Annotated in this window: 11 protein-coding genes and 1 rRNA gene; 2 read left to right on the plus strand and 10 right to left on the minus strand. The window is 63.2% G+C overall.

Annotated features, from left to right (window positions below; translation table 11 throughout):
* The 4 genes from VFZ66_08980 to fabZ form a co-directional block, all read right to left on the minus strand.
* Nucleotides 1-268 (minus strand): 16S ribosomal RNA (locus VFZ66_08980); the annotation flags it as partial.
* Nucleotides 269-659: 391 nt separating this feature from the next.
* Nucleotides 660-1,736, minus strand: coding sequence for a hypothetical protein (locus VFZ66_08985; GenBank protein HEX6289311.1), 1,077 nt, complete (start codon nt 1,734-1,736; stop codon nt 660-662).
* A 1-nt stretch (nt 1,737) separates the two neighbouring features.
* Nucleotides 1,738-2,865, minus strand: coding sequence for a glycosyltransferase family 9 protein (locus tag VFZ66_08990; protein ID HEX6289312.1), 1,128 nt, complete (start codon nt 2,863-2,865; stop codon nt 1,738-1,740).
* Nucleotides 2,866-2,867: 2 nt separating this feature from the next.
* A complete protein-coding gene (gene fabZ / locus VFZ66_08995) occupies nt 2,868-3,302 on the minus strand; it encodes a 3-hydroxyacyl-ACP dehydratase FabZ (protein HEX6289313.1) in 435 nt (144 codons plus the stop codon).
* Nucleotides 3,303-3,463: 161 nt separating this feature from the next.
* Here fabZ and VFZ66_09000 point away from each other — a divergent pair, with 161 nt between their 5' ends.
* Both VFZ66_09000 and VFZ66_09005 read left to right on the plus strand, forming a co-directional pair.
* Entirely contained in the window at nt 3,464-4,609 is a 1,146-nt protein-coding gene (locus VFZ66_09000) for a glycosyltransferase family 1 protein (protein ID HEX6289314.1), read from the plus strand.
* A gap of 58 nt (nt 4,610-4,667) precedes the next feature.
* Entirely contained in the window at nt 4,668-5,777 is a 1,110-nt protein-coding gene (locus tag VFZ66_09005; protein HEX6289315.1) for a glycosyltransferase, read from the plus strand.
* A 59-nt stretch (nt 5,778-5,836) separates the two neighbouring features.
* Here VFZ66_09005 and VFZ66_09010 read toward each other — a convergent pair whose 3' ends face one another.
* The 6 genes from VFZ66_09010 to VFZ66_09035 form a co-directional block, all read right to left on the minus strand.
* Nucleotides 5,837-6,790, minus strand: coding sequence for a phosphotransferase (locus VFZ66_09010; GenBank protein HEX6289316.1), 954 nt, complete (start codon nt 6,788-6,790; stop codon nt 5,837-5,839).
* Nucleotides 6,787-7,971: a CoA transferase gene (locus tag VFZ66_09015; GenBank protein HEX6289317.1), complete on the minus strand. Its 1,185-nt coding sequence runs from the start codon at nt 7,969-7,971 to the stop codon at nt 6,787-6,789. Before VFZ66_09015 ends, VFZ66_09010 begins: the two co-directional genes overlap by 4 nt.
* Nucleotides 7,972-8,102: 131 nt before the next feature.
* Complete coding sequence (locus VFZ66_09020; GenBank protein HEX6289318.1) at nt 8,103-9,383, minus strand: CHASE3 domain-containing protein; 1,281 nt, start codon at nt 9,381-9,383, stop codon at nt 8,103-8,105.
* 373 nt (nt 9,384-9,756) lie between these two features.
* Nucleotides 9,757-10,716, minus strand: a complete 960-nt coding sequence (locus VFZ66_09025; protein HEX6289319.1) for a xanthine dehydrogenase family protein subunit M — start codon at nt 10,714-10,716, stop codon at nt 9,757-9,759.
* Between the two features lie 125 nt (nt 10,717-10,841).
* A complete protein-coding gene (locus VFZ66_09030; protein HEX6289320.1) occupies nt 10,842-11,729 on the minus strand; it encodes an LLM class flavin-dependent oxidoreductase in 888 nt (295 codons plus the stop codon).
* Nucleotides 11,730-11,831: 102 nt separating this feature from the next.
* A partial coding sequence (locus VFZ66_09035; GenBank protein ID HEX6289321.1) for a molybdopterin cofactor-binding domain-containing protein occupies nt 11,832-13,045 on the minus strand: 1,214 nt, incomplete at its 5' end.

The following is a 13,045-nucleotide window of genomic DNA, read 5'->3' on the forward strand; positions in this document are numbered from 1 at the left end:
CCCGTCAGTGGCATGGTGGGCCGTTACCCCGCCATCAACCTGATGGGCCGCGCGCCCCTCCCACCGCGCCCGAAGGCTTTCCTCACTCCGAAAAGTGAGCGTACGCGGTATTAGCGGGTGTTTCCACCCGTTATTCCCCACGGCAGGGCAGGTACGCACGTGTTCCTCAGCCGTTCGCCACTGCTGGACCGAAGCCCAGCCGTGCGACTTGCATGCATTAGGCACGCCGCCAGCGTTGATCCTGAGCCAGGATCAAACTCGTCATCAGTGGTGGAGTCTATTCCACACATCAATGACCTGCAATCTGGCTATCTAAACAGGTTCACGCATCACACGTCAATTGGTCAGGTGCAAAAGCTACATAGGCGACAAAAAATCGAGGGTGCTATGACACCGCTCGACGGATTGCCTATTGTAGTTGTCTGCTCTGTGTTGTACAGAACTAGACGTAGCGCTGTCATTGCGACAGCCAGTGAAGTGTACCACCGACACTCGCACTTGTCAAGCCGATTACTTCGGACTTGTTTATCCTGCTTTCACAGGGCTGTCATGAGAAGCTCATTGACAACGCGCGTTAGTTTACCACACACAAAAACTTTGTCAAGTCGTTTTTAATTTCATCTTTTAGCTCATTCCAGAGCGCTATTTCCACATTTCGCCTAGCGAACAGCCCACTCACGAGCAAACGCAATCATATCGGATAGCACACCCGCTGCGGTTACATCGGTCCCAGCGCCCGGACCGCGCACGCTCAATGGTCGCTCGGCGTAACGTCGCGTGTGGTACACAACCAGGTTATCCGGCCCGCGCAGGCTGCCAACGGGCGTATCAGGCATCACCGCCGCCAGGCCAACCTTGAGTCCAGCCGCCGATACCTGGGCGGTGTAGCGCATCGTTTTACCTTCGTCTGTCACAGCCGCCCACCGCTCGCGGTACTCTTGATCGAGCGAGGGAAGCTGCTGCATAGCCTCTTCGACGCCCAGATCCGCCAGCGCCGAGGGATACAACGACTCAACTGCCACATCTGCCAGCTCGAACGAGAGGCCGCTGGTGCGTGCCAGGATCAGCGCCTTACGCGCAACGTCCGTCCCACTCAGGTCGTCACGTGGGTCGGGCTCAGTCCATCCACGCTGGCGCGCATCGCGCACAGCCTCAGAGAAGGACACGCCCTGCTCAAGCTGACTCATCAGAAAGCCAAGCGTCCCACTAAAGCAGCCCTCGATGCGCTCGATCGAGTCGCCCGTGTCGAGGAGCGAGCGCAGCGTCGAGATGATCGGCAGGCCAGCGCCGACGGTCGCCTCGTAGCGGGCATAGCCCCCGGCGGTGAGCGAGCGGAAGGCGTCGAAGCTGGCGCACAGCGGCTTTTTATTGGCGAGCACCACGCGATAGCCCTGTTCGATCGCCGCGATCAAGCCGTCTTCCGCGCCATCCTGAGCCGTCACATCGACCAGCAGGCATGGGCTGGGCGTCAGCAGGTTGCGCCAGTCGTTCAGCGGGCCGCCTTCGGGAACATCGGCAAGCGAGCCGCCGGACTGTTTCGTTGCGAGCGCCTGCAACAGCACTGCCGGTGGAATGCGCTCATCGGCAATGATCGCGCCCTGACGATCGGCCAGACCGACGAACGCGAACCGAAAGCCGTATTGACCGCCCAGGTGCTCATTAAAGTGCAAGACCTGCTCGACCAGCGCCCGGCCCACGCCGCCGAGTCCTATTTGCAACACGGGTATTCGACGCATCTTATGCTTCCTTTTGCTCCAACATTAGCAGCCGCCGAGCTGCTTGCAGCACATCCGCGACCTCGACATTGCGCATACACTGCATCGCGCAGGGACAATCCGGCACGGCAGCACCCTCATAAAAACATGGGCTTTCGTAGGTCGGACGCCAGACATACGCCGCGCGCTGACCGTACGGCCCGTAGATCTGCGGATCGCTTGGGCCGAAGACCGCCACAACCGGCGCTCCGACCGCCGTTGCAAGATGCATCATGCCGGTATCATGGCCCATGAATAGATCGGATCGACCGAGCAGCGCGCCTAGCTCGCCCCAATCCCACCGCCGAACCAGTGGAATAGCAGGCTCGCGCATGGCCGCGATCACCGTCGCGACCGCCTCTTGATCGCCCGGCCCGCCGACAACAAGCACACACGCGCTATAGACTCTGATCAGCTCATCAGCGACGGTTGCCCAGCGCTCCGGCAGCCAGCGCTTGCGCGGCAGCGTCATGCCCGGATTCTGCCCGCCGCCGGGATGCAGCACCACAAGCGGCCCGTCAGTAGCCCGGTACCGGGCGACGATCGCCGCAGCCGCTTGCTCCGCCTCCGCGCCGGGGAAGAAGAACAGCCGACGTGGCGGCTTTGGCAGACCAGCGGCAGCCGCAAGCTGGCTATACAGATCGGCCTCGTGGATCACGAGCGACGAGACAGGTACGCGATGGGTATAGGCAAAGCCGCGTCCGGCACTATCCAGCCCAACTCGCACCGGGCTGCGGCTGAGCCAGGCCAGCAGCGTCAGCATCGGCGAGCGATCGGGCACGAAGATCAGATCGATCCGCAGCCGGTGCAACACGCGCGCCGTCGCAAGCAGCGAACCGGGCGTCCAGCGCTCCGGCAGGATTAACGTCTCGTCGATATGCTGGCTGGTGGCGACCATCGGGCTGGCCCAGGTGCCGACCGCGTAGATCAGGTGCGCGCCGGGATAGGCGCTACGGATCGCCGCGACAAGCGGCGTTGTCAGGAGCACATCGCCGAGGCAGCACGGCTTGAGGATCAGGATCGAGCGCGGCGCGGCGGGTAGAGGCGGCTGCTTCTGCCGAAACCACAGCCGCAGCAGACGGGTCAGCAGCGTGATCAGGCTCGTGCGCACGGCTACTCCGGGCGAGCGGCGAGCGCGAAGGTGAACTCGCCCTCCGTCACCACCACGCCGTCGACGGTTGCCACGCCCTTGCCTTTGCCGATCGGCCCTTTGATCTTGTCGAGCGACACCTCCAGCCGCAGGCTATCGCCGGGCGTTACCGGCTTGCGGAAGCGAGCGCCATCGATCCGGGCAAACATCGCGATCTTGCCCTTATTCTGCGGCTGGCTCAAGATCGCGACCGCGCCCACCTGCGCCAGCGCCTCGATCTGCAACACGCCGGGCATAACAGGCTGTCCCGGAAAATGCCCCTGAAAAAAAGGCTCGTTCATCGTCACCTGCTTCAGGCCAACCGCTCGCTTGCCCTCTTCAAGCTCCAGAATGCGGTCGATCAGCAGAAACGGCGGACGGTGGGGAATAATCTCCATAATTTGTTCGATCGTCAGCATAGATGCTCCTCAAAGAACAACGGAACAAGGGAACAAGAGAGTAACGAATTTAAGCCGTTGTTCTTTTGTTTCTTTGCTCTATATTTGCCGCCCGATTATAGCATCATGTTCCTATGCTAGAATACGTGCGGCATGTCGGCCTTTAGCAATCACAGGGATCTATGCGGATCGCCATCAGCGGGATGTTCTGGACGGAGCCACACGTCGGCAGCGGCCAATACCTGCACAACCTGATCGAACAATTCTCGGCTCAGCCCCACGGGCACCGTTTCATCCTCGTTATACCGCGCTACCGTCTTTCGCAGAAGCCCTCGCTGCCGCATATCCAGACCGTGCTGATGCCGACGCCGTTCGATGGCCGCAACGAAAACCTGGCAAAAGTCTGGTTCGAGCAGATCGCGATTGGTCAGGTCTGCCGCAAGCTGCGCGTCGATCTGGTGCATGTGCCCTACTTCGGCTCGCCGCGCTTCCCGCGCGTGCCAACAGTCGTCACGGTCCACGATCTTATTCCCGTGCTCGTGCCGGGTAATCGCGGCGGTCGTGCCGTTCAACTCTACATGCGTCTGGCCGCCAGCAGCGCCCGGCGGGCGTCGACGATCATCGCCGACTCGCGGCACACCAAGCAGGACGTTGTCGACCACCTGCGCATCGCCGCCGATCGGGTCGTGGTGACACATCTGGCCGCCGCGCCGACGCTTCAGCCGCAGCCCGCCGAGACGATTGCCGAGGTAGCCCGGCGCTTTCGGCTGAACGATCCCTATGTGCTGTATATCGGCGGCTTTCAGGCGCACAAAAACGTTGCCACCGCGATCCGCGCATTTGCGCGTACCCGGCGAATGCTGGATCATCGGGTGGTGCTGGCGATTGCGGGGCGGCTGCCGACGAGCCAATCGGCGCTCTTCCCCGACATCCACCGGGTGATTTTAGAGGAAAAGATCGCCGCCGATGTCGCGCTGCTGGGGCCGGTGAGCGACGCGGAGAAAGCGGCGCTGATGAGCGGCTGCCAGGCATTCCTGTTCCCATCGCGCTACGAGGGCTTTGGCCTGCCGCCGCTAGAGGCGATGCAGTGCGGCGCTCCCGTGCTGGCCTCCGCCACTACCAGCGTCGGCGAGGTCGTGGGGGATGGCGGCGTGCCACTCTCGCCCGAAGACGTGGACGGCTGGGCCAGCGCGCTGGCGCGAGTCCTGCGTGATGCGGACTGGCGGGCGGAGCTTGCCGAGCGCGGCTTGCGGCGCGCGGGCCAGTTCAACTGGCAAACAACCGCCGAGCAAACGCTGGCGATCTACGAGCGGCATGCGCGCCGCTGATCAACATGGAACGCTTGCTGGTGACAATTTTTAGCTCTTTTGGGACGAATTAGGTGCGATGAAGATCTTGATGCTTTCAAAAGCGCTGGTCGTAGGAACCTACCAGCGCAAGGCCGAAGAGCTGGCGCTGCTGCCGGATGTCGAGCTCACGGTCGCGGTGCCGCCCGTGTGGCAGGAGCCGGGCGTCGGGCCGGTGCCGCTTGAGCGCCGCTACACCGCAGGCTACCAACTCGCCGTGCTGCCGATGTGGCTCAACGGCCACTTTCACCTGCACTTCTACCCCGGCCTGCGGCGGCTGGTCGAGCTGATCCAGCCCGATATTTTTCATATCGATGAAGAGTCGTTCAACTTCGCGACGTTTCAGGCGATGCAGCTTGGCGTGCAGCATCGCGCGAAATGCTGCTTCTACAACTGGGCCAACATCGATCGGCGCTACCCGCCGCCCTTCTCGACCTTCGAGCGCTACACGCTGAAGCATGCCGCCGCCGCGATTGCGGGCAACCACGAGGCGGCGCTGATCATCGAGCGGCACGGCTACGAGGGGCCGATCCATGTCCTGCCACAGTTCGGCGTCGATCCTGAGCTGTTTCATCCCATCGACCAGCCGCTGCCCACCGAGCCGTTTCGGATCGGGTACTTCGGTCGGATGGTGGAGAGCAAAGGCGTGCTCGATCTGATCGAGGCGCTGGCGCTGCTGCCGGATTTCGTCCATCTGCTGCTGATCGGCGACGGCGAGCTGCTGCCCCGGATCGCGGTGCGTGTCGCGGAACTGGACATGCAGCATCGTGTGGCGATTCGGCCCCGCGTTCCATCAGGCGACGTGCCCGCCGAGATGCGCCGCCTGCACGCCTTTGTGCTGCCGTCGCACACGACGGCGCGCTGGAAAGAACAGTTTGGCCGGGTCCTGATCGAGGCGATGGCATCGGGCGTGCCGACCATAGGCTCCGACAGCGGCGAGATTCCGCATGTGATCGGCGAGGCGGGGCTGATCTTTCGCGAGGGCGACGCGACGGCGCTGGCCGCGCAGATCAGGCGTCTGGTCGAGCAGCCGCGTCTGCGCGAGGAGCTGGCGCGGAAAGGCCGCCAGCGCGCGCTCGACCACTACACGCAGCGGGCGCTGGCGCGGCGCTACTACGAGGTGTACCGCCAGATGCTTGAGACAGTCTAAGCACACTCCGGTCGATCGCAGATCCAGAAACACCAATACACATGTATCGCGGCGCAGAGCTAGTGCGGCGTCAGCAATTGACCGACCGCCGTCAGGTAGACGTTGATCAGCTCGGCATCGGCGTTAGCCTGACCGCGCAGCTCTAGCGCCTGCTCAAGATGATGGATAATGCGGTAGATGCGCCGACGGATGCGCAGGTCGTGCGGCGGCGGTCGCCGCTCTCTGTAGCCATACATAAAGGCGTCGGGCAGGGGATAGTTCGCGATCGGCGCGCTCCACAGCGGCGCAAACTCCCAGACCGGATCGGCGGTGATCGCCGCATCCCAGCCGACGATCGCGGCGACATGCCAGCGCGCGCCGTCCTGACGCAGCACGACGTTCCACAGCCCCAGATCGGTATGCGTCAGCACCGGCTGATCCGCCGCGCACAAGATCGAATCGCTGTCGTTGATCGTCGTCACAAACGCATCCAGAACGCGCGGCGGCAGCAGATCGAGCCTTGCGGCCCGCTCATAGGCCCGGCAGGTCTTCTGCATCACAATATCGATCCAGTACGCCGAGCGCACGCCGTGCTCGTCGGTGCTGAGATCGCCGTACACCGACCACGGCAGCAGATGCAGCGAGCCGCAGATCCGCCCAAGCTCCTCCGAGATCTGCTCGCGCTGCACCGAGTCGAGATGGGGCCAGACGGTACTGCCGATCACGCCTCGGATCTGTTCGAGCACCAGCACATCACAGTCGACTAGATCGCGCTGCGTGTCGAGCGCCAGCACTCTGGGACAGGGCACATCGGTTCCGCGATGCAGCCGCCGGTAGATCAGCGCCTCCTTGAGCAGCAGCGAGCGCCGCGCTGCGTCGGGCTGACAGCGCACGACCAACGTCTGATTGACCAGCAGCGACGTTGTCTGCTCGTCGTAGGCCACAGATTCGAGCGCCCCCAGCCCGTGGCGCTCCAGCAGCGCCGCCAGCCCTGCGTGGGTCACGCCCGGCACGATCATCTCTTGGTCTTTCATACCACGCCTGCGCTTCGCCATGCCGCAATCTCATCTGATGTATAGCCGGATTCCAGCAAAATAGCCTCGGTATGCTGCCCCAGCAACGGCGGCGGCAGCCGAATCTCGCTCGACATGTCCGCTACTTCAAAAGGCATACCAGGGAGATCGATTATTCCGGCGGTGGGATGTGCAACCGGCACGCGCAGCCGCTGCTGCCGAACCTGCGGATCGTCAAAGACCTGCGGCAATGTGTTGACGGCGCTGGCCGGAACCCTGGCCGCTGCGAGCGCCGATAGCCAGTCGGCGGCAGGACGCATCTTGAAGATCGCTTGCAGCAGCGGGATCAGCAGGTCGCGGTTCGTCACGCGCTGTGGATTGGTTGCGAAACGGGCATCGACCGACCACTCCTCGTGTCCGAGCACCGAGCAGCAGCGCCGCCACTGCTCATCGTTGCCGACGGCGAGCACCAGAGGCCGGTCGCTGGCCTCGAAGAGCTGATACGGCACGATCGTCGCGTGGGCGTTGCCCCAGCGTCGCGGCTCGATGCCCGTCGCCAGGTAGCCGCTGCCGACATTGATCAGCCCGGAAACTGCCGAGCGCAGCAGCGAACAGTCCACGCGCTGGCCCTGGCCGCTCGTCTCAGCGGCGCGCAGCGCGGCGATCGTAGCCGTCGCGGCGTACAGCCCGGTCAGCACGTCCACCAGCGCAACGCCGACCTTGATCGGCTGGCCTTCTGGCTCGCCGGTGATGCTCATCCAGCCGCTCTCAGCTTGCAGCAAAAAATCGTAGCCGGGCTGGTGCGCCTTCGGTCCGTCCGCGCCATAGGCGGTGATCGCCGTGTGAACCAGGCGCGAATTGATCGCGCGGAGCCTGGGCTCGTCGAAGCCCCAGCGCTCCAGCGTCCCGACCTTGTAGTTCTCCACCAGAATCGCGCTGCGCTCCACCAGCCGCTCGAAAATCGCGCGGCCCTCCGAGCGAGCCAGGTCGAGCGTCAGGCTGCGCTTATTGCGGTTGGCAGACCAAAAATAGGGACTCTCGCCGCCGACAAACGGCGGCCCCCAGGATCGCGTTTCGTCGCCGCGACCGGGCTGTTCGACTTTGATAATATCCGCGCCGAGATCGCCGAGCAGCATCGTGCAGTACGGCCCCGCCAGAACGCGCGTACAGTCCAGCACCGTAATGCCGGCTAGAGGTTGCATACCGTCCGCTCCACCTTTGGGCGAAGAGCAAAAGAACAAGATCACAAGAGCACAACGGCCTGGGTTCGTTCTTTCCTTGTTCCCTTGTGCGCCCAGCGGGCACCCGATTCGCTTGTTCCTGTACTCCGCGCCTACATCTCATCGGCCCGCGCCAGCGCGAAACCGGAGCCGTTATCGATCGACGGCGGTAGCACCGACTCGATCGCCGAGCGCAGATCCTTGTATGTCCGTAGATGCCGGAGGTCGATCCCTTGCGTGATGATCACCTGGGCCATGGGCGCTGTAATACCCGCCATCAGCACGCGCGCGCCAAGGAGCTCTGTGGCCTGGACAGCTTGCAGCAGCAATTGAATCACGTGTGTGTCCACCGTTGCAATCCCCGTAACATCCAGGATCGCAACCCTGGCTTTTTGCTCCGCCACGCCGTGCAAGAGTGTGCGCATAATATCATCAGCGCGTCTGGTGTCAATATGACCGACGATCGGCAGCACGACAAGGCCCTTCAGCACCGGCAGGAGCGGCGTCGATAGCTGCTGAATCGTCTCGAAGAGCTGCTGCTGGCGCTCGTTCGATTGCTGAAGCGCGCTGTTCTTCGCCTCAAGATCGCCGGTGCGCTGCTGGATCGTCGCGGCCATCGCGTTGAACGCGACCGACATCCGGCCAACTTCATCGCGCGATGGCGCAACCTCACAGCGCGCCGTCATGTTGCCATGCGCCATCTCAGTCGCCGCCTGCGCCACCAGACGCACGCGCCGCGCAATGTTGTTGGAGATGACGACCGATGCTCCCAGGCCGACCAGGAGCGCCACCAGCGCGCTGCCGAACAGCGTCGCGATCAACTGGCTCGCCGCGCGCTTTGCTTCCTGATCCCGCTGCTGAAGCAGACCCGACTCGACGATGCGAAAATTGGAGATCTCCTGGCGAACCTCGTCGAACAGCGCTTTGTCCAGGCCAGAGGTGATAAAACCTTCGATCTGGTTACTCGGTGCCTGGCCTGCCGTCACCTGCTCGCGCATTCTGATCCCGCGCTGAAGGATATTGGTATTCCAATCTTGCACGGCTTGATCGATGCGCTTGAGGCGCTCCACCTGCGATGGATTATCGCTGACCAGCATCAGCAGACGCCTGTGATAGCTGCTATAGGCTTCGTAGCCGCTGGTGTAGGGCTGGAGAAACGGATTCCTTCCATTGATCAGAAAGCCGCGAAATCCGCTTTGCATGCTGACGAGTTGCAGCAGCATCGCATCGGTGCTGCCGATGACATCGACGGTCTGCGCGACCAACTGCTGGCGCTGCTCGGTTCTCGCGATCTCACGGTAGACCACCGCCGCCATGACTACGATGATGATTAAGAGGATCGACGAAACCAGCAAGACTTGCGTACGAATACTGACGTTGTTAAAACGATCCATAATTGTTGCTCTGGATAAGGCTAAACAGCAGGTTGGGGGGAATCCCTATGTTCAACGATGTCCCGGCCTGTCACATCAGTATCGCTTGCTTTGAGCGAGTTGCAATAGTGCAAACGTCAAGGCGCAGAGCGAACGGTTGCCCTTCGTCGGCTAGGACTTGCCCGATCGGGAGCATCAGGCAAGCTGGATCGACGCTTCGGTCGGCAGCGCAGAATCGAGGAAGGAACGAAAGAACTAAGAACCAAGAACCGGGTGCCAGACCGGGTGCCATGCCCAAAGGGCACCCGACATGGTACCCCGGCACGGCACCCGGCGCACAGAACGAGAACCAAGAACCAGGAACTTGAAACTTGAAACTTGAAACTCGGCCAGGCTATGCTTGCAGATCGCGGAAGGCTTGCGTCACCAGATTGCGGGCTAAGGCAAGCTTATAGCGGTTGTGCGCTAGCGGCTGCGCGCGAGCAACTGCCGCCGCTCCGGCGCGTCGCAGGAGATCCTCGGTCAGCGTCTGCCCTTCGAGCAGCGCCTCGGCCTCGGTAGCGCGGATCGGCGTGTTGGCAACGCCGCCCAGCACAATCCGCACCTGCTCGGCTCGGCCATCGACGATCTCGGCCACGGCGGCGACGCTGACGAGCGCGTAGGCCCACGCGGCGCGATCCATCGCTTTAAGATAGACGCTCCGGCCACGCGGTGCCGGAAGCACGACCTCCACGATCAACTCGTCCGGCTCCAGGGTATGCATCGCGCGCCGCTCATCCGTCGGTGGCTGTAAGAACTCGGCGACCGAGATGGTCTGCTCGCGCCGGGGACCGACGATCCGCAGGCTGGCATCGAGCGCCATGAGCGCGGCGGGCGGATCGGATGGATAGACCGCAACACACGGCGATTGCTCGACGATCGCATGGTACTCGTTCCGTCCCTCGCGGGCAAAGCAGGTATCGCCGCCTTTGAGCCAGCACTGGAAATCGCCCCGATAATACCAGCAGCGCGCCTGCTGAAGCAGGTTGCCGCCGAGCGTAGCCATAGTGCGCAACTGCGGCGATGCGGACTCGCCCGCCGCCCGCGCCAGCGCGGGGTAGTCCTGCGCCACGTCGGGATGGCGATCCAGATCGTCCAGCGTCGTCAGCGCGCCGATCCGCAGGCCATCGTCGTCGCGGCGAATATAGCGCAGCTCGGCTGCCCGCTTGAGATTCAGTAACCGCTCCGGCGCGGCGATGCCCTCCTTCATCAGCGGCAGCAGGTCGGTACCACCGGCGATCGGGCGGCTCGTCGCGCTCAGCAGCGGGATCACCTCGTCCACGTTTGCGACATCAATATGTATAAACGGATGCATACCTTCTCCAGTTCGGCGGCTCATCGGCGCGCACACGCTCGATCACAGGAGCCATGCAGCGGCCTGAACCGGCCTGCGGCAGAGTCATCGCTTGCTGCCGCAGGCGCGGATCCAGCGCATGGGCGCTACAGCAACGAGCCGCTCACATGATATTCCACCAGCGGCGGCCCCTGGCACACACGCTCTCGCGTTTGCGCGGGCGTCGTGCCCCAGGGCATAAATTCCTGAATCATCCAGGTAACGCCAACTTCGGCATACATCTGCACGACCTCAGCGCACTTCGCCGGGTCGTCGGCGGGGAAGTCGTAGCTCACCACCATATCGAACGGCGCTGCGGTCGTGCGATGCCGACCAATGTACTCGACGATGGTATGCGCGGTATCCGGCGACATCTGAAACACCTTCAGCTCGCCGTCGATTACCTCGACCTCGACCGGATACGCGCCGTCCCAGCGAGCGGCGCGGCGCATCGGCGCTTTGTTGGGCCACCACCCGGCGACCCAGATCGGAATGTGCGGCTGGATCGGCTTGAGCGCCAGGGCCGTCTCCTGGATCTGGTAGTACTGCCCGCTGTACTGAAACGGCTGTCCGCTGCACAGCCCGGCAACCACCTCCAGCGCCTCGTCAAGCTTACCCGCCCGGATCTTCGCGTCGCTCTCCTCGCCAAACACCTCGAACTCGGACTCCACGGGCGCTCCCAGGCCAACGCCCAGAGTCGTCCGCCCGCCCGACAGCCGATCGAGCGTGATCAGCTCGCGCGCGACCTTGGATGGATTGCGGCGGGCAAGCGGCGTCACCATCGGCCCGATCTTGACTCGCTCGGTGCTCAGCGCAATCGCCGCCAGCGCAATCCAGGGATCGGTCGCGGGCAACGGCGGGACAATCGAAACCAGCATATGATCCCAGACAAAGACTCCGTCCCAGCCCGCTGCCTCGGCATCATGGGCGATCTCGGCCAAGATCTGCGGGTCGCTGTACTCTCCGACGTTCGGCAGGTTGATCGCGTAGCGCATACGTTGTTCCTCCATCAGGTGGGTTGAAACGATCGCCGACGTAGATCCACCTCGTCTGAGTACGCAACCACAGAACACTGGAGCACAGCCCCACGACTGGTTCTACGCCCGCTCCAGCGCTTCCAGAACGCGCGCGGGCGTGATCGGAAGTTCGGTAACGTGTACGTCGAGCGCATTCGCGACGGCATTGGCTATCGCCGCCGCTGTCGGGATGATCCCAGGCTCGCCCGCGCCTTTCGCGCCGGTCGAGTTGGCCTTTGTGTCTGGAATGTCGATCAGCAGGTTTTCGATCTGAGGTACATCGGCAACTGTAGGAATTTTGTACCATTCCAGGTTCGGGTTGAGTACAGTACCAAACTGTGGATCGACGATGCGCTCTTCGGTAAGGGCGAACCCAAGCCCTTGGATGATCCCGCCGTAGATTTGCGAGTTAAAGGTCTGCGGGTTGATGATCCGCCCCGAGTCGTGAGCGGCTACGACCTTGAGCACGCGCACCCGTCCCGTCACCGTATCGACCTCGACCTCGGCGAACTGCGCGCCCGATGTCACCACCGAAAACTCCTCAGGATTCGGCCCCCGCGAGCCTTTGCCGGTCAGCATTACGTCGCCGAGCGTGTCCATCAGGTCTTTGACGCTGAGCAACTGCTCGTCGCGGCGGTAGATCATGCCGCCGCGCAACTCGATCTCCTCCCTGGGCACCTCCTTCATCTGCGCCACAATATCGCACACGGTCTTGCGCAGATCGTTGGCGGCGGAGCGGACCGCAGGCGTCATCGATCCGGTCGTCACGGAGCCTCCCGACGCCGGGCCGAACGGGCCTTGCAGTGTATCGCCGATCGTCACGTTGACCTGATCCAGCGGCAGCCCGAACTCTTCGGCGGCGACCTGTGCCAGGATCGTGCGGGTGCCCGTGCCGAGATCCTGGGAGCCGGTCATGACTGTCGCCGTGCCGTCGCTGTTGAGCAGCATCTCCGCGTAGGCCGGAGGGCCGCCGCCGCCCCACCAGATCTGCGAGGACATGCCGATGCCGCGCCGGTAGCGCTGGCCTGTCTGCGATCCGGGCTTTGACCGTCGCTCCCAGCCGATTGCCTCCGCGCCGCGCCGGTAGCACTCCGCGAGCGGAAACGACGAGAAGGGCTTGTTCTCGTCCTGATCGATGTCGGGAATGTTCTTGCAGCGCAGCTCCAGCGGGTCCATGCCCAGCCTGTGCGCCAGCCGATCCATCGCGATCTCCAGCCCGACCATGCCCTCGACGAAGCCGGGCGCGCGAAACGCGGCCATCGGCCCAAGGTTCGTCAGCACGCCCTTGGCCTCGG

The organism is Herpetosiphonaceae bacterium (genome assembly GCA_036374795.1).
Lineage (GTDB): Bacteria > Chloroflexota > Chloroflexia > Chloroflexales > Kallotenuaceae > LB3-1.

Coding starts and splice junctions, on each gene's coding strand:
- VFZ66_08985 (HEX6289311.1), bottom strand. CDS start 1,736: ATGCGTCGAATACCCGTGTTGCAAATAGGACTCGGCGGCGTGGGCCGG.
- fabZ (HEX6289313.1), bottom strand. CDS start 3,302: ATGCTGACGATCGAACAAATTATGGAGATTATTCCCCACCGTCCGCCG.
- VFZ66_09000 (HEX6289314.1), top strand. CDS start 3,464: ATGCGGATCGCCATCAGCGGGATGTTCTGGACGGAGCCACACGTCGGC.
- VFZ66_09005 (HEX6289315.1), top strand. CDS start 4,668: ATGAAGATCTTGATGCTTTCAAAAGCGCTGGTCGTAGGAACCTACCAG.
- VFZ66_09010 (HEX6289316.1), bottom strand. CDS start 6,790: ATGAAAGACCAAGAGATGATCGTGCCGGGCGTGACCCACGCAGGGCTG.
- VFZ66_09015 (HEX6289317.1), bottom strand. CDS start 7,971: ATGCAACCTCTAGCCGGCATTACGGTGCTGGACTGTACGCGCGTTCTG.
- VFZ66_09020 (HEX6289318.1), bottom strand. CDS start 9,383: ATGGATCGTTTTAACAACGTCAGTATTCGTACGCAAGTCTTGCTGGTT.
- VFZ66_09025 (HEX6289319.1), bottom strand. CDS start 10,716: ATGCATCCGTTTATACATATTGATGTCGCAAACGTGGACGAGGTGATC.
- VFZ66_09030 (HEX6289320.1), bottom strand. CDS start 11,729: ATGCGCTACGCGATCAACCTGCCGAACGTCGGAGAGTACAGCGACCCG.